The 16,626-nt window shown below is 61.7% G+C and carries 14 protein-coding genes; 7 read left to right on the top strand and 7 right to left on the bottom strand.

Features of this window, described 5'->3' with window-relative positions:
- Nucleotides 1–457 precede the first annotated feature (457 nt).
- Complete coding sequence (gene ttcA / locus ABEA58_RS11420) at nt 458–1,390, bottom strand: tRNA 2-thiocytidine(32) synthetase TtcA (protein ID WP_345551632.1); 933 nt, start codon at nt 1,388–1,390, stop codon at nt 458–460.
- A gap of 126 nt (nt 1,391–1,516) precedes the next feature.
- Nucleotides 1,517–2,176, bottom strand: coding sequence for an arylesterase (locus ABEA58_RS11415; RefSeq protein WP_345551630.1), 660 nt, complete (start codon nt 2,174–2,176; stop codon nt 1,517–1,519).
- A gap of 81 nt (nt 2,177–2,257) precedes the next feature.
- On the opposite strand from ABEA58_RS11415, the gene ABEA58_RS11410 reads away from it, so the two are divergent.
- The 4 genes from ABEA58_RS11410 (at nt 2,258) to ABEA58_RS11395 (ending at nt 8,149) form a co-directional block, all read left to right on the top strand.
- Nucleotides 2,258–2,977 carry an ABC transporter ATP-binding protein gene (locus ABEA58_RS11410; RefSeq protein ID WP_345551628.1) on the top strand — a complete coding sequence of 240 codons (720 nt, stop codon included), beginning with the start codon at nt 2,258–2,260 and terminating at the stop codon, nt 2,975–2,977.
- On the top strand, nt 2,977–5,451 hold the full coding sequence (locus tag ABEA58_RS11405) for an ABC transporter permease (RefSeq protein ID WP_345551626.1): 2,475 nt from the start codon (nt 2,977–2,979) through the stop codon (nt 5,449–5,451). The genes ABEA58_RS11410 and ABEA58_RS11405 overlap by 1 nt, the downstream gene beginning before the upstream one ends.
- Before the next feature lie 187 nt (nt 5,452–5,638).
- Nucleotides 5,639–6,907, top strand: a complete 1,269-nt coding sequence (gene bioA / locus ABEA58_RS11400; RefSeq protein WP_345551624.1) for an adenosylmethionine--8-amino-7-oxononanoate transaminase — start codon at nt 5,639–5,641, stop codon at nt 6,905–6,907.
- Nucleotides 6,908–7,087: 180 nt separating this feature from the next.
- Entirely contained in the window at nt 7,088–8,149 is a 1,062-nt protein-coding gene (locus ABEA58_RS11395) for an ABC transporter ATP-binding protein (RefSeq protein ID WP_345551623.1), read from the top strand.
- A 75-nt stretch (nt 8,150–8,224) separates the two neighbouring features.
- On the opposite strand, the gene ABEA58_RS11390 is transcribed toward ABEA58_RS11395, so the two are convergent.
- Complete coding sequence (locus ABEA58_RS11390) at nt 8,225–9,916, bottom strand: ABC transporter permease (protein WP_345551621.1); 1,692 nt, start codon at nt 9,914–9,916, stop codon at nt 8,225–8,227.
- A gap of 244 nt (nt 9,917–10,160) precedes the next feature.
- A complete protein-coding gene (locus tag ABEA58_RS11385) occupies nt 10,161–11,204 on the bottom strand; it encodes a Fe(3+) ABC transporter substrate-binding protein (RefSeq protein WP_345551620.1) in 1,044 nt (347 codons plus the stop codon).
- Between the two features lie 266 nt (nt 11,205–11,470).
- Here ABEA58_RS11385 and ABEA58_RS11380 point away from each other — a divergent pair, with 266 nt between their 5' ends.
- On the top strand, nt 11,471–11,947 hold the full coding sequence (locus ABEA58_RS11380) for a hypothetical protein (protein ID WP_345551618.1): 477 nt from the start codon (nt 11,471–11,473) through the stop codon (nt 11,945–11,947).
- Between the two features lie 90 nt (nt 11,948–12,037).
- Entirely contained in the window at nt 12,038–12,421 is a 384-nt protein-coding gene (locus ABEA58_RS11375; RefSeq protein WP_345551616.1) for a PepSY domain-containing protein, read from the top strand.
- A 539-nt stretch (nt 12,422–12,960) separates the two neighbouring features.
- Here the strand turns inward: ABEA58_RS11375 and ABEA58_RS11370 are convergent.
- A complete protein-coding gene (locus ABEA58_RS11370; RefSeq protein WP_345551614.1) occupies nt 12,961–14,025 on the bottom strand; it encodes a peptidase M42 in 1,065 nt (354 codons plus the stop codon).
- 337 nt (nt 14,026–14,362) lie between these two features.
- Here ABEA58_RS11370 and ABEA58_RS11365 point away from each other — a divergent pair, with 337 nt between their 5' ends.
- Entirely contained in the window at nt 14,363–14,938 is a 576-nt protein-coding gene (locus ABEA58_RS11365) for a peroxiredoxin (RefSeq protein ID WP_345551612.1), read from the top strand.
- Nucleotides 14,939–15,358: 420 nt separating this feature from the next.
- Here ABEA58_RS11365 and ABEA58_RS11360 read toward each other — a convergent pair whose 3' ends face one another.
- Nucleotides 15,359–15,832: a L,D-transpeptidase family protein gene (locus ABEA58_RS11360; RefSeq protein WP_345551610.1), complete on the bottom strand. Its 474-nt coding sequence runs from the start codon at nt 15,830–15,832 to the stop codon at nt 15,359–15,361.
- A gap of 337 nt (nt 15,833–16,169) precedes the next feature.
- Nucleotides 16,170–16,457: a hypothetical protein gene (locus ABEA58_RS11355; protein ID WP_345551608.1), complete on the bottom strand. Its 288-nt coding sequence runs from the start codon at nt 16,455–16,457 to the stop codon at nt 16,170–16,172.
- Between the last annotated feature and the right edge of the window lie 169 nt (nt 16,458–16,626).

Raw genomic sequence — 16,626 nt, 5'->3', positions numbered from 1 at the left:
AGGCTGCTGGTCATTCGTCCGACCCTGAAACAGCTGAAAGCCTGGACTGCGGGAATGGAAAACCTGCTGCTGGGCACCGCCGCGCAGGAATCGCAGCTCGGCTTTCATCTCAAGCAGGGGCGGCGCCACGGACTGGGCATCTATCAGATTCAACCGCACACCCACCGCGAGATCTGGGACAAGTACCTGATCGAGCATCCGGCGCTGGCCTCCACGGTGCGCGGGCTGGCGAGCCAGCGGGACTTTCTCGATCACCCCCACAGCGAGCTGACCACCAACCTCCGCTATGCCACCGCCATCGCCTGGCTCATATACCGGGCCGCCAACGCCGACCGGGTGGCGGAGGATGACGTGCCGGCCATGGCTAGGCTGTGGCACCAGAACTTCCACCACGGCCCGGCGGCTTCACAGCGGGATTTCGAGCAGAGTTACGCCCAGCTGGTAAGCGGTGCCGACCCTACAGATTCCGCGCCTCGATATACAGGGGAGTCTGCTGTTCCTGAACCGGCTCCCGATCAGCCTCCGGCACCCAGGAGTTCACCTGGCGCTCAATGGCGTGCTCGTCCCGCCCAGCAGCCACTGGCTTAGCGCGGTCCAGCTCAAGGCTGACAAAATCATAGAGGTTCGCGTCCGCCAACTGTGACGGGGATACCCTTGTCAGCGCGGCAAAAATATTCTCGGTGCGCCCGGGGAACTGGCGGTCCCAGTCCTGCAGCATTTTCTTGATGGCCTGGCGCTGCAGGTTTTCCTGACTGCCGCACAGGTTGCAGGGAATGATGGGGAAATTGCGCTGCTGGGCGAACTCCACCAGGTCGGACTCGCGGCAGTAGGCCAGCGGGCGAATAACGATGTTGCGGCCGTCATCGGCGCGCAGCTTCGGCGGCATCGCCTTCAGGCGGCCACCGTAAAACATGTTCAGAAATAGCGTCTCGACGATATCGTCCTTGTGATGCCCCAGCGCCACCTTGGTGGCCCCGATCTCCTCGGCGAAACCATAGAGAGTGCCGCGGCGCAGACGGGAGCACAGCGCGCAGGTAGTCTTGCCCTCCGGCACCACTTCTTTCACCACCGAATAGGTGTCCTTCTCCACGATGTGATAGGGCACCCCCAGCGACTGCAGGTATTCCGGCAGAATATGTTCCGGGAAGCCCGGCTGCTTCTGGTCCATATTCACCGCCACCAGCTCAAAGCTGACCGGCGCCGTCTTCTGCAGGTTGAGCAGAATATCCAGCATGGCATAGCTGTCTTTGCCGCCGGACAGGCACACCATGATCTTGTCGCCGTCTTCGATCATGTTGAAGTCGGCGATGGCGCGACCCACATTGCGGCGCAGGCGCTTCTGCAGCTTGTTGAATTCCAGCCGCTCGCGGCGATTTTCCAGTTCGGGCATGGTGCTTCTCTGAATACAGACCTCAGGGTCCGGGGCGGCAACGCCGGCTGCGCAGGCGCTGCCGGCAATGAGGCTACTCAGATCGACTCTGCCCCGGGAATCAGGCGGCGATTGTACGCATTTCGATCACGGAGTACACGACCCGCTGCTCGCCCCATCCGCCAGCAACCGCTGAACGCAGGGCCACACATGATCCAGCAGCGCTGGCTGCGCCGCCGCCGTTGGATGAATGCCATCGGTCTGCATGGCCCCCTCCACCAGGGCGATGGGTTCAAGGAAGAATGGCACCAGTGGCACCTGCTCCGCCTCGGCCACTTTCGGGTAAACACCGGCAAACGCCTCGGTATAGGCGCGGCCGTAATTGGGCGGCATGCGCATACCCAGCAGCAGCACTTCCACCTCCTCGGCCCGGGCCAGGCGAATCATCCGCTCAAGATTGCGCTGCATGGCCTGCGGCGGGTAACCGCGCAGACCGTCATTGCCGCCCAGTTCCAGAATCATCCAGCGCGGCTCGTGCTCCTGCAGCAGTTTGGGCAGGCGGGTCAGACCGCCGGAAGTCGTTTCGCCACTGACACTGGCGTTGACCACCTTCACCTTCTCGCCCTGCTTCTGCAGGCGGTTCTGCAGCAGCTCCACCCAGCCGTCTGTCGGCTCCAGGCCATAGGCCGCGCTGATACTGTCCCCCAGCACCAGCAGTGTGCCGGCGCGGGCGCCGGCCAGCGGGGCGAGCAGCAACAAACACAGGCCCAAGTGAAGGCACAGGCGCCGGAAAAAATCTGTCGTCATGTCATACTCTCCACTGCTCTACGCGTACAAACGGGTATACGCACAGCTTTGCGCAATTGCCGACAATAAGGAAGACTTTCGATGACCGCCATGCTTCGGGCCGATAACCTGGTCCACCGGGTGACCACCAACGAGGGCCCCCTCACCCTGCTGAACGATATCTCCCTGCAACTGAACCGCGGCGAAAGTCTCGCCATCACCGGCGCCTCCGGCTCCGGCAAGTCCACCCTGCTCGGCCTGTTGGCCGGCCTCGACAAACCCAGCGAGGGAAAGATCTGGCTCGCCGGCGAGGAGATCACAGCCATGGACGAGGAGCAGCGGGCCGCCGTGCGGGCGCGAAGTGTGGGCTTTGTTTTCCAGACCTTCCAGCTGCTGCCCGGCCTGACCGCGCTGGAAAATGTCATGCTGCCCAGCGAGCTGCGCGGCGAGCGCAACGCCGCCGGCCGCGCGGAGGAATTTCTCGTGCGTGTTGGTCTCGAACACCGGCTGCATCACTACCCGCGCCAGCTCTCCGGTGGTGAGCAGCAGCGGGTCGCCATCGCGCGCGCCTTCTGCAGTATCAGCGGCAGCGACGGCATCCTGTTCGCGGACGAGCCCACCGGCAGCCTGGACGCCGCCAACGGCGAGAAGATTATCGACCTGCTGTTCCAGCTGAACGCGGAATCCGCCACCACGCTGGTGCTGGTCACCCATGAACAGCGCCTCGCCCAGCGCTGCCAGGCGCACCTGCGCATGGCCGCCGGCGAAGTGGCGCCGGTGGAGGATGGCGACAATAACAGCCTGTCGGAGGTATCCGCCTGATGCCGTCCGCCAACCCCCTGCTGCCACTGAAGCTGCTCCTGCGCGACTGGCGCGGGGGCGAGCTGGCCCTGATCGCCACCGCCCTGGTGCTGGCGGTGACCTGCGTGACCGCCATCGCCCATTTCAGCGACCGCCTCACCCGCGCCATGCATATCCAGTCGCAGACCTTTCTCGCCGCCGAGCGGGTGGTCAGCAGCAGCCGCCCGGTGGAGCGGAGCTGGCTCGAAGAGGCCTCCGCGCGCGGGCTGGCACAGGCCCAGACAGTCCAGTTCGCCTCCATGCTCGCCGCCGGCGAGCAGTTTCAGTTTGCCTCCATCAAGGCGGTCAGCGATGGCTACCCGCTGGTCGGGCACCTGGAAATGCGTCCCAGCGCGGACGCCGCCTCCCGCGTGGTGCCAAGCGGGCCCGCTCCCGGCGAAGTGTGGATGGAACCGCGCCTGCTGCCACTTCTGGGCCTGTCTCCCGGCGACAGCCTGCAAATCGGCGAATCCAGCTTTACCGTCACCGGCCTGCTGGACCACGAGCCGGATCGCAGCGACAACCTCTTTTCCATGGGCGCTCGGGTGATGATGCACCGGCAAGACCTGGCGGCGACCAATGTGGTTCAGCCCGGCAGCCGGGTTCAGTACCGCTACCTGTTCGCCGGCGACGACGCCGCCCTCGACGATTATTTCAACTGGCTGCAACCCCGCCTGAGCGAGCACCAGCGGGTGATCGACCTGCGCGAAGGACAGCCCCGGGTCGCCTCCGCCCTCGACCGGGCCGAAAGCTTCCTGTTCCTCGCCGGCAGTCTGGCGGTGTTGCTGGCCAGCGTGGCGGTGGGCCTTGCCGCGCGGCGCTACAGCCTTCGCCACACCAGCTATGTGGCGGTGATGAAGAGTCTCGGCGCCGGGCGCGGCAAGGTGCTGGGCATCTATCTCGGGCAGCTGGCCGCACTGGCGCTGATCGCCACCGCCGCCGGCCTGCTGCTGGGCAGCGTGATCCAGGCGCAGGCGGTCAACCTGATGGCCGACTTCTTCCCGGTGGACCCGCCGCCGAGCGGCTGGAGTCCCCTGCTGGTGGGGCTGGTCACCGGCCTCGCCTGCGCGCTGGGGTTTGCCCTGCCGCCCCTGTTCCGCCTGGCCCGTACCGACCCGATGCAGACCCTGCGGCGGGACTGGAGCAACCCGGACCGGCGCGAGTGGCTGGGACTGGTACTCGGCCCCACGTCCATGCTGCTGCTGATCTGGTGGCTGTCCGGCAGCCTGCCCATCACCCTGGCGCTGTTCGCCGGCATGGCGCTGCTGGTGGGCGGCAGCGCACTGGTCAACCGCCTGCTGGTGCGCGGGCGCCTGGCCAAGCTGGGGGGCAGCTGGCGTATCGCGCTGGGCAGCCTGCAGCGCCGCGCGGCCTTCAATACCCTGCTGATCGCCGCGTTCGGCACCGGCCTGCTGGCCATGCTGGCGATGGTGTTTGCCCGCACCGCGCTGATCGACGAGTGGCGCATGCAGTTGCCGGACGATGCCCCCAACCACTTCCTGATCAATATCGCCCCCTATGAAAAGGAAGACGTCGAGGCGCTGCTGGCGGACAACAACCTCACCGCAACCGAGCTCTACCCGATGGTGCGCGGGCGCCTGATCTCCATCAACGACACCCCCGCCAGAGAGCGCAAGAAGCAGGCCGGGGCGCTGCGCCGCGAACTGAACCTGAGCTGGACGGAGAACCTCGCCCCCGACAACCGCATCGTCAAGGGCCAGTGGTGGGACCAGCTCGATACGGACAACGGCGTGTCGATCGAGGCGGACCTGGCCGAGCGGCTGGACCTGCAGCTGGGCGACCGGCTGAAATTTTCCATTGGCGGGCTGGAGGTGGAATCCACCATCACCAGCCTGCGCACTCTGGACTGGAACAGCATGCGGCCCAACTTCTTTATGCTGTTCGCCCCCGGCAGCCTGGAGGATTTTCCGGCCACCTACATCACCAGCTTTTATCTGCCCGCGGAGGACAAACTGCTGGTGAATGACATGGTGCGGGCCTTCCCCAGCGTGACGGTGATCGAGCTGGACAAGATTATCGAGCGCATCCGCGACACCATCAGCCAGGTCTCCCTTGCCATCGAATCGGTGATGGCGCTGATGCTGGTGGCCGGGGTGCTGGTGCTGATCGCCGGGGTGCGCGCCAGTATCGCCGAGCGTTTGCAGGAGGCGGCAATAATCCGCACACTGGGCGGGCCGCGCCGGCTGCTGTTGCACAGCCTGGTGATTGAGTTCGGCCTGCTGGGTGTCGCCGCCGGACTGCTCGCCGCCGCGGGCGCCGAGACCACGCTGGCGGTGCTGTCACAGCGGGTCTTCGAGCTGCCCTTTACCCTGCACCCGCTGCTGTGGATCGCCGGGCCGCTGGCGGGCGCACTGCTGGTGGGCACCGCCGGCACCCTGGCCTGTCGCAGCGCCGTGAGCCAGCCGCCGCTGCGGGTGCTGCGGGAACTGGCCTGACCCGCCCGCCTGACCTGTGCGCCGTACAGAGTTCAGGCCGGCACGGCCCGGCATTCAGATTGAACGGAAGAATCCTGGCAGGCGCTGACAAACAGCCTCGATAAACAGCGCCTGTAAACAGCCCGATAAAACAATGAATCCCGGCCAGACCGGGGTCACGCACCAGAAGCAGACTGCAGTACAGACCATGGATTTAGCATTCGACCGCCAGCATGTCTGGCACCCCTACTCCTCGCTGATCGACCCACCGCCGGTGTACCCGGTGGCCCGCGCCGAAGGGGTGCGCCTTTATCTTGAGGATGGCCGCGCCCTGATCGACGGCATGTCTTCCTGGTGGTGCGCGCTGCACGGATACAATGTGCCGCAGCTGAACCGGGCCGCGCAGCAGCAGATGGAGAAAATGTCCCATGTGATGTTCGGTGGTCTCACCCACGAGCCGGCGATCGAACTCAGCAAGAAACTGGTGGAGCTGACACCCGCGCCGCTGCAGCGGGTTTTCCTCGCGGATTCCGGCTCGGTGTCGGTGGAGGTCGCCATCAAGATGGCCCTGCAGTACTGGCAGTCCCAGGGCCGCCCAGAGAAAAGCCGCCTGCTGGCCCTGCGCAACGGCTACCATGGCGACACCTTCGGCGCCATGGCCACCTGCGACCCGGTCACCGGCATGCATCACCTGTTTGCCAGCCACCTCACCCCGCATCTGTTCGCCCCGGCACCGCGCCCGGCCTTCGACCAGCCCTGCGGCGACGAAGACGTGGCGGAACTGCGCCGGCTGATCGAGGACAACCGCGAGCAGCTGGCCGCCATCATTCTCGAACCCGTGGTGCAGGGCGCCGGCGGCATGCGCTTCTATTCGCCGCAATACCTGCAGCGGGTGCGCGCGCTCTGCGACGAGCATGACCTGCTGCTGATCGCCGATGAAATCGCCACCGGCTTCGGGCGCAGCGGCAAGCTGTTCGCCTGTGAACACGCCGCTATCAGCCCCGATATTCTCACCCTGGGCAAAGCGCTGACCGGCGGCACCATGACCCTGGCGGCCACCCTGTGCACCGATAAAGTGGCCGAGGGCATCTGTCGCGGCGAAGCGGGCGTCTTTATGCACGGCCCCACGTTTATGGGCAACCCACTGGCCTGCGCCGTCGCCAATGCCAGTATCGAACTGCTGCTGTCCGGCCCCTGGCAGGAACGGGTCAGCCGTATCGAAAGCCAGCTGCGGCAAGAGCTGGCGCCGCTCAGGGATGCGGACGGTGTCGCCGATGTGCGCGCCCTCGGCGCCATCGGTGTGGTGGAGATGCAAGCGCCGGTCAATATGATGCAGGTGCAGGAAGCCCTGATCGAGCGCGGCGTGTGGCTGCGCCCGTTTGGCAAGCTGGTCTACGCCATGCCACCCTTTGTGACCAGTGAACAGGATTTGCGCCAGCTCACCGGCGCCATGGTGGACGTGCTCGGCAACCTGTGAGCGATGCACCCGGGCCATGCCCGGGTGCATCGCTCTGCGGCGGGGTTACACAGGGTCTTTGTACGGTTGCTTCGCCGCTAAACTCTCTACCTGCCCTATACCCGCCCTCTACCGCCATAGGCTTTGCCGACTGGCCGCGAACAGGGATAATCCCTCCCCCAGCCATTACCAGGGACCATTGTGCAGCCGCTTCTCAAAGTCACTGATGCCGAATGCCGTTACGGCGACAAGCTGATTCTCGAATCGGTCTCCTTTGTCCTGCAGCCGGGGGAGATCGCCTGCCTGCTGGGCCCCAGCGGCTGTGGCAAGACAACCCTGCTGCACGCCATCGCCGGCTTCCAGCCGCTTGCCGGTGGCAGTATCAGCCTCGGCCCATCCATCCTCAGTGGCAGCGGCCAGATGGTGCCGCCAGAGCAGCGCCAGATCGGCGTGGTCTTTCAGGATTACGCCCTCTTCCCCCACCTGAGCGTTGCGCAGAATGTCGCCTTTGGCCTGCGCAGCCTGCCCCGGGGCGAACGGGATGGCAGAGTCAGCGAATTGCTGGCACTGGTGCAACTGACCCCCTACGCCAGCCAGTACCCGCACCAGCTTTCCGGTGGCCAGCAGCAGCGGGTCGCACTGGCCCGCGCTCTGGCGCCGAAGCCGCGGCTGCTGTTGATGGATGAACCCTTCTCCAATCTGGATACCGAGCTGCGCCGCAGCCTCGCCGCAGAAGTGCGCCACATACTGCGCGAAGAGGGTATCGCCGCGCTGATCGTGACCCACGACCGCAGTGAGGCCTTTGTCGCCGGGGACAAGCTCGGTGTACTGGCCCATGGCCAGCTGCAGCAGTGGGACACGCCGCAGAACCTGTATCGCGCTCCGGCCAACGGCGCCGTGGCCCGTATCGTCGCCGATGGCAACCTGTTGCGCGGCAAGTATCTGGGCGATGGCTGGGTGGAGACGGCGCTGGGCCGGGTGCAGGTCGGAGAGCGGGGCGCGGCTCATGACGGGCATCAGAATCTGCAGGTGGGCTCTGCGCTGGAAGTGTTTGCCCGCAGCGAGGATCTGCTGCCCGGTGAACACGACTGCGCCGTCAGCGTGCAGGTGGTGACCAAGAGCTTTCTCGGCAACAGCGCCCTGTACTGTTTGCGCCTGCCCAACGGTCGCACGATCGACGCCACGCTCAGCAGCGAATACCGCTTCGAGCCCGGCAGCGAAATCCCCATGCGCCTCGACAGACCGCTGATCTTCCCCGCCTGAACGGGCACATCTACATCACCGGAGCCGCTCGCCTCTGAACGGTTTGCCCCGCGACAGCCTGTGAGGGAACTGCATTCAATCCATGGCGGCGGTGCTGGGCAGCTCCGCCATTGTCGCCGCCTGAGTCTCAGGGGCGTCTTCACGCCCACCCATGGCGCGGCTCAGCAATATCACCGGCAGCAGCCCCACCAGCACGATCAGCAGCGCCCCCAGCGCCGAGCGCTCCAGCATCTCGTCGGAAGCGAACTGATACACATAAGTGGCCAGGGTATCGAAGCCGAACGGGCGCAACAGCAGGGTGGCCGGCAGCTCCTTCATGCAGTCCACAAACACCACGATGGCGCCGCTCAGAATGCCCGCGCGCACCAGCGGCAGGTGCACCGCCCACAGGGTCTGCCAGCTGTTGCGACCCAGCGAGCGTGAAGCCCGGTCCATGGACGGAGTCACCTTGTCGAGACTCGACTCGATAGCGCCGGTGGAGACAGCGAGAAAGCGCGCGCTGTAGGCAAAAAGGATCGCAAACACGGTTCCGGACAGCAGCAGCCCGGTGGAAGTGTCGAAATAACGGCGGGCGAAGTCGTCCAGGGTATTGTCGAAAGCCGCCAGCGGGATAATCACCCCGATCGCCATCACCGCTCCCGGCATGGCATACCCCAGCTTGGAAAAGCCCACCAGCACCCGCACCGTACGCCCCGGTTCTAGGCGCTTGCCGTAGGCCAGCAGCAGGCCCAGCCCCGCCGTCACCAGTGCCGCCGCGGCCGACAGCAGCAGGCTGTTGCGGGCGATGGAGAGAAAGTCATCGGTCCAGTAGCTGGCAAAATTACCCAGCGCATACTGCAGCAGCACCGCCAATGGCACCGCAAAGCCGCCCGTCAGCACCAGCGCGCAGAACAGCGTCGCCAAGATAGCGCGCCCGCCTCGCAGGCGATAGCGGCGCTGCCTGGTCCCCGGGGATGGCACAAAGTGCCGCTGCCGGCGCCGGGCGATGCGCTCCAGCGTCACCAGCAGCACCACAAATACCAGCGTGCTGCAGGCAATCTGCGCCGCGCCGCCCAGGTTGCCGCGGCTCAGCCAGGTATCGTAAATACCCACACTGAGGGTGCGCACCGCGAAGAAATCCACGGTGCCGAAATCATTCAGGGTTTCCATCAATACCAGCGAAAGACCCACGGCAATGGCGGGCCGGGCCATGGGCAGGGAAACCCGCAGGAAGCTCTGCCAGGGCGTGCAGCCCAGTGAGCGACTGGCGGCGCGGATGCTGCCGCACTGTTCGAGAAACGCGGCGCGGGCGAGCATGTAAACGTAGGGGTAGAGCACCAGCGACAGCATGGTGATGGCGCCGCCCATACTGCGAATGTCCGGAAACCAGTAATCCCGGGCCGTCTGCCAGCCAAAGGCGCCGCGCAGAAACTGCTGCACCGGCCCCGCGTATTCCAGCAGGTCGGTATAGACATAGGCGATCACATAGGCGGGCACGGCGAAGGGCAGCAGCAGGGCCCACTCGAAAAAGCCGCGCCCGGGAAAGCGGCACATACTCACCAGCCAGGCGGCGCCCACACCGGTCACGAGGGTGCACAGGGCAACGCCGCAGGCCAGGGTCAGGGTGGCGCTGATGTAATGCAGCAGCACCGTGTCCCACAGGTGGCCCCAGATATTTTCCTCGGGGAATAAAGCCAGCACGAACACCGACAGCACCGGCAGCGCCACCAGCAGCGCAATCACCAGTACGGTCCAGAACCAGCGGCCAGAGGAAGGGGTGAACCCCATAGCAGATTCCCGCTCATGCATAAAACACAGATGGCGCGGCACTCTTAAAGCGGCACACATAGGATGTGCGCACAATGGCTCACAACCGGCAGGCTTTTTAAAGCCAATGCCTTAAGGAGCAATCTTCATGGAGCCATTTTCAAGGTAACGCGCGATCGAACCGATACACTGTCAAACCGGTGCAATACCGAACCAGTGCCAGCCTGCGGGGAGCGCCCGCAGACTTTTATGGAATGGGGCACAATCAGAAATCGAAGGCCACCTCATCGACAAGCTTTGACGCCGCAGGCACATAGGTGGCGATTTCCGTGAGGCTCAGATCATCCTCCCTGAACTCACCCATATACTCCTGTATCAGCTCGGAGCGCTTCACACCCGGGCGTACCGGGAACTCGAAGTTTTTCTCCGCGTACAGGAACTGTGCCGGCTCACCACTCAAAAATTCCAGCAGCTTGACCGCGTTTTCACGATTCGGGGCGTGCTTGGTGACCGCCGCACCGGAAATAAACATGTGCGTACCGCGACCCTGCTGATTGGGGAATATGAGATTTACCGACTTGGCCCACTCGATCTGCTCCGGCTCTTCTTCATTGGTAATCATGTTGCCGAAGTAATAACTGTTGCCCAGTGAAAGGTCGCACACCCCCTCACTGATGGCCTTGACCTGGGCGCGGTCGTTGCCCTGGGGCTTGCGAGCCAGGTTCGCTTTGACTCCCTCGAGCCAGGCCCGGGTTTTTTCCTCGCCGTGATGGGCGATCATCGACGCGATCAGCGACAGGGTGTAGGGGTGCTTGCCACTGCGGGTGCAGATGCGCCCTTTCCACTTCGGATCGGCAAGCTCTTCATAGGTAGTGATTTCACCCGGCCGCACCCGCTCCTTGGAAGCGTAGATCAGGCGGGCGCGGGTGGTCAGGCCGAACCAGTGATCATCCTCGGCGCGGAACTGGGGCGGAATATTCTTTTCCAGCACTGCGCTGTCCACCGGCTGGGTCAGCCCCTCGTTCACCAGCTGCATCAGGTTGCTGGTATTGGAAGTCAGCACCAGATCCGCCGGGCTGTTGCGCCCCTCGCGGGCCAGGCGTTCCACCAGTCCCTTGCTGGCGTATACCACGCGGGTCTCGATACCGGTCTCCTGGGTAAACGCATCCAGTACCGGCTGGATCAGAAACGGCTGGCGGTAAGAATAGATATTCACCTGCTCGGCGGCGGTACTGCTCAGGGCGGAGCCCAGCAGGGCAGCGGCCACGGTGAAGCAGAAAAAGCCTTTAGCGAGAACTCTTGAAAGCATCGAAAATCCCTGACGGCCTGGTTAATTTGAGAAGGATTCTCATTTTTGCACGGGGAGAAGTCAACCGCCCGGAACACCCGCCCCGGTCCGCCGCAACAGCCGGTCTCAGCCCGGATCAGCGTCTGTAAACATTATCGTCGTGCGTCATCCGCATTGCCCGACCCTATCATCTCCACAATCGCGGAATTCGTCCTATGCTTAGGGCAAATACAACGCCCCGGCAAATGGTGCCGGGGCGCCCTTAAAACACATCGATGAGGTGTCTTATGTCTCGTATGTACCGTTATTTATCGCTGATCGCCCTGCTCATGCCGCTGGCCCTGTTCGGCTGCGGCCAGAAGACTGACACCAACGATCCCGCCAACGCGGAAGTGGTGGAAGAGGATATTGAAGTCACCGAACCCAGCCAGGATGGCGGCACGCCCGGGGACACCACCGATAGCGCGACTGGCGATGACACAACCGGCGATAGCGCCTCGGCTGAAGATAGCCAATCCAGTGAAGGGCAAACCTGCACCCCGGAGTGGTTCGAATGGGTGCAAGCGCAAGTCGTCGCCATCCCCGGTGCCGATGCCATGATTGCAGAGTGGTACGGTGATGGCATGCCCGAAGTGGGCTCTGACGACTGGTATGTGGCCATGGACCGCCTGACCGGTGGCGATGGCGCCCACGGCCCTGACGGCGGCAGCGCCGAGTGGTGCAGCATGATGGAGCAGCGCCTCGGCAACCTCGGCAGCCAGTAATCTTCGCGCCCACTTTGGACGCCCTCTTGCAACCGGGGCCGGCACGCCGGCCCCGGCAACTGACACCTGCCGCTGAATCAGGGGAACACCATGAAGCACGCACTCTGGCTGGCGCTCACACTCACTGCCGCAATACTGCCACTGGCCGCTGCCGCCGATGACAAGCCGCCCCCCGGGGCCATGGCCCTGTCCACCGTCCTCACCGCGCTGGAGCAGCGGGGTTACACACCGATTGTCGAAGTCTCTCTCGACGATGAGCGCTGGGAAATCGAAGCCTACAAGGAGGGCAAGCCGGTCAAACTGAAAGTAAACCCCAATACCGGCGAGATTCTCTCGGAGCAATCGAAAAAGCCGGAAAAAAACGAGGGTGAGGAACACGAGGAAGACAGCGAAGAAAGCAAGGACCAGAACCATGCAGAGGACAATAAAGAGGACTCTGACGAGGACAATGACCAAGACGAAGACAAGGACTAGGACAATGCCCAGGACAAGGGCCAGGATAGCGACGAGAGCAATTCAAGACACAGGGCACACCAGAATCGTCAGGGCCGCAAGCCATCGTCAGCGATTGCCAACAATCGTCAACAATGGAAAGAGAGCCGACCTCACCCCTGTCCTGGCGGACAGAGAGCGACACTCCCGAGTGCCGCCGTGTTACCCGCCACCGCTGTATTCGTCAATTTATTAGCCTCACTCCACACACACACCACACACACCACACACACCACACACACCACACACACCACACACACCACACACTCCTCACCCCACACTCCTCACCTCACACCTCACACCTCACACCTCACACCTCACACCTCACACCTCACACCCCACACGACCGACGACCCACGCCCCCGCTCACTGATCCGCTAAAACACCTTTCGCAGCCGATTATGCAGCGGAGCCATCAGCGCTATCAGTGCCATCAGCGCTATCGGAGCCATCAGCGCTATCGGTGTCATCAGAGCCCAGTATGCAAGCGGTGCTGCCCGGCCGGCACCATAATCAGGCGATCACAGGGCACCGGACTCGCGGCAAAAACGCATCATCAAGCGACTGAAACCGCTATTCGCCGCGAGGCTCGCCGACTCATTCATGGTGTGATAGCCGGTAGTGGGTATCTGCAAAGTCGTCCCCTGCACAAATCCCCCGGAAGCCGCCACGATTCGCCCCATCTCCGTACTGCCCAGAGACTGGGGCTCCGCACCACTCCCCGCGCTCAGGAAGTTCTGCTCTTCTATATAGTCATCTTTGTAACTGAAACTGATCCCCTCCAGGCGACACAGGCGCTCCAGCTCTTCGGTGGTGCCGGGATGAAATTGCGCATTGGCATCCCGGTGGCGCAACACCACCTGCTGGCTGTCGGCGGTCTTGCGGTCCGGATAAGGGCTGGTATCCACCACCACCAGGCGGTTGGTAGCGCCGTTGAAGCGACGGAACCATTCCAGCAGGTAGCGCCAGCTGCTGCCGGCCTCTTCCGCGGCAGTGAAGAATGCGGTGCCCTGAAAGCCGAGGGCAAACAGGTGCACCAGGTGCGCGGCACTCAGTACATTGTCCAGCTGGGCACTGAGAATACCGTCTTCCAGGCTCAGCCGATCGGTAAAAGCCAGCGGCGCCCCCGCCTCCAGATGCTCGAGCCCATTCACCACAAAAATCAGGTTATTGCGGTATTCACACACGTAGGCCCTTTCGATCACCCCGGAGCCGCGATAGGAGCCGGACCAGGGGTCGTAGGCCATCACCGGTATCCCGGGAAAGCGGTCGACGATTTTCATCATCAGCTTTTCCGACACCGAGTTACCCAACAGGTCCGAGCGGCGGCCGGCCACGAAGGCCGCATACTGGAACTCGTTGGGGCCGGTACAGATCAGTCCGTGGCGATCGATATGGGCCGAGAACATCGCCGAGTGAGGGCGGCTGCCCTGGGCCACCAGCACCCCCTCATACCAGGCAACCTGAGCGCCGCGCTCCTCCAGCTCACGCTGCAGTACGCGAAAGAAAGAATGCTCCGCGCCAACCACGCTGGGGCTGCGCACCAGTACCTTTAACAGGTCGATAAAATCCTCGAATCGCTCCAATGCCGCCCCCTTGCAACTGTGGCACCCTTCCGGCCGCTCCGGTTTTCTTGCGCGTTTATAGCGCCTTTTGCCCACGGCGCATATCGAAAACTGCGCAGCCCGCCTCACTCTGCCGCCGCGGCCAGCAAGCGCCGTCAATCAGGGGCAAATACAGCCCCCCTGATCCGGCATCGGCGACCATTGCGTATCAGGCAGGCGGGACAGCGACTCCGTGAAATGGTAAAACCTCAGGTCTGCAACGGCTGGCTGACCCAGCCCTCCACCATTAAAGTGAGTGGCAGCAGCCCGGCAAATCAATATGGCGCTTACGCAAAGAGATACGACACCGGGGATAAACATGCATAGAAAGACGGATACAAGAATGGGCATCAAGATGGCAACAACCATGAAACAACGCTTCGGCTTCCTAGCCGCCTTACTCGCCGGCATGCTCAGTCTGCCCCTGGCCGCTCTGGAAGCCGGCGACCCGGCACCGGACTTCAGCCTGCCGGGGTCCGACGGTAAAACCCACCGGCTGGCCGACTACAAAGGCGATAAAGCCGTGGTCATCGCCTGGTACCCGAAAGCCTTTACCAAGGGCTGCACCATCGAATGCAAATCTCTGGCTGAAAAGGGACACCTGATCCGCGACTACAACGTCGCATACTTTATGGCCAGCACCGACGAGCTGGAAACCAACAAGGAATTCGCCGAAGCACAGCAAGCCGACTTCCCGCTGCTCAGCGACCCGCAAGGCAAGGTCGCCAAGGCCTACGGCGTACTGATGCCGGTAGTGAATGTGGCCAAACGAGTCACCCTCTACATTGGCAAGGATGGCCGCATCCTCAAGGTTGACCGCGATATCAAACCCGCCACCAGTGCTGAAGATATTGCCAGAACCCTCGGCGAACTGGGCGTGGAGCGCAAAGATTGAAGGGGGGGTACTGCAGAAAGAGCTGACAGGCCACTCCCAGAGCTGGCCGGCCAGCTCGCTTTAAGCGACGCTTATTTAACCGCTCGCATTGAATCGCTTACCTTGAACCGCTCGGGTTGAACCGCTCGGGTTGAACCGCTCTAGTTGAATCGCCCTGGCTGAACCGCTCGCGTTAATCAGCGCAGCAAAAGACTCTTGCATGGTCAGGGAGTTACCTTTGCGACCATGGCACACCGCAGCGTTAGGCCAACACGTCACTATATAATCTGTATTCCAAATAACGTGCCTTCCAAATAGCTTGTCCACCAAATAACTTGTCTACCAGATAACGCGTGTAGCAAAGGTGGATTAACGCTGAAAAAAGCCGACTTGTACCGCCAAGCAGAATAACCCGGCCCCGTTGATGCGTTTGACGCATCCCTACCATTCAATCTGGATCTCGGTACCAACCTGAACCAAATCCATGAACTCATCCATTTCCGCGTTTGTAAGTGCAATACACCCGTCTGTCCAATTGAACCGCTGAGTAATTGGCGCCAACCACCCCAACCAGTTCCTTTGGCCATGAACCATGATGAAACCGCCCGGAGAAACACCGCGCTCCTTTGCGTCGGCTTTATCCTGGGCGTTGGGATAGCTTACGTGCATGGCACGATAAAACGCGGAATCCTCTTTTTTATAATCCAGGATATATACACCTTCCGGTGTCCGCTCATCGCCCTCCTGTTGCTTATGTCCTTTTGGGTTTGCTCCGAAAGCAACATCGTACTCCTGCACAACTGCACCACCATCCATCAGATAGAGCTTGCGCGCTGACTTATCCACCTTGACAAGATCAACTTGCGCAAGCGCAGCACTCGAGAAAACCAAAAAGAAAAATACGATGTATCTCATATCAAGTGCATCTCATATCAAGTAACAAGCCGATGAGAGAAAAGCATTAACCACCGCCGTGCAGGCGCGGCCAGGCGAAACGAGACGAAGAGTGACCCAGGGCAACCAGGCAACCATCTAAACGGCTAAACACTTAAGCGACTAAACAACTAAACAACTAAACAACTAAACAACTAAACAACTATCCGACCACTAACCTTCCACACTCAAAATATTGCCTTATGCAATAAGGCCATTTTACCAATACCCCTGAGATTAAACAGGAAATTATATTCAGCGCGACAGCGACTGACCAGACACAAGCGACATACCATGCCTCATCAACCCCAGCGGCATATCAGCCCCAGCGCCCCGTGACATGAGCACGATCGACGCGAGCCAAAACAAGGCGAGAAATTCTTCTGGCGACGATGAAAGTGAAAAAATGAAGAAGCCGAAAGAAATAGCACCGGCCAGAGCAGACCAGAGAATAACCGTACGGACGTACAAAAAGCAGGCCAGCCATGACAAAAATATAAATGCTTAACAGATAAATCATGGAAAAACGAACAACCAAGCAAAAAACCACAACGAAAACATCACCATAAACACTTTTTATTTCAACAATTACCATCAGAAATGGCATGTGAAATTACTGCAATCAAGACACAAATACGGTGATCATCAAATTTTTTCAGATTGTCAAACCGATCACAAAATGCAACATACAACACAGAATACAAGCCACCCTAAACTGCATAAATGCAAAATATGTAGAACCCATCACACATCAAAATAACGACGCAAAACCAAGG

It is taken from the genome of Microbulbifer aestuariivivens (assembly GCF_039545115.1).
Taxonomy (GTDB): domain Bacteria; phylum Pseudomonadota; class Gammaproteobacteria; order Pseudomonadales; family Cellvibrionaceae; genus Microbulbifer; species Microbulbifer aestuariivivens.
This window is presented reverse-complemented; position numbering and strand designations above follow the sequence as displayed.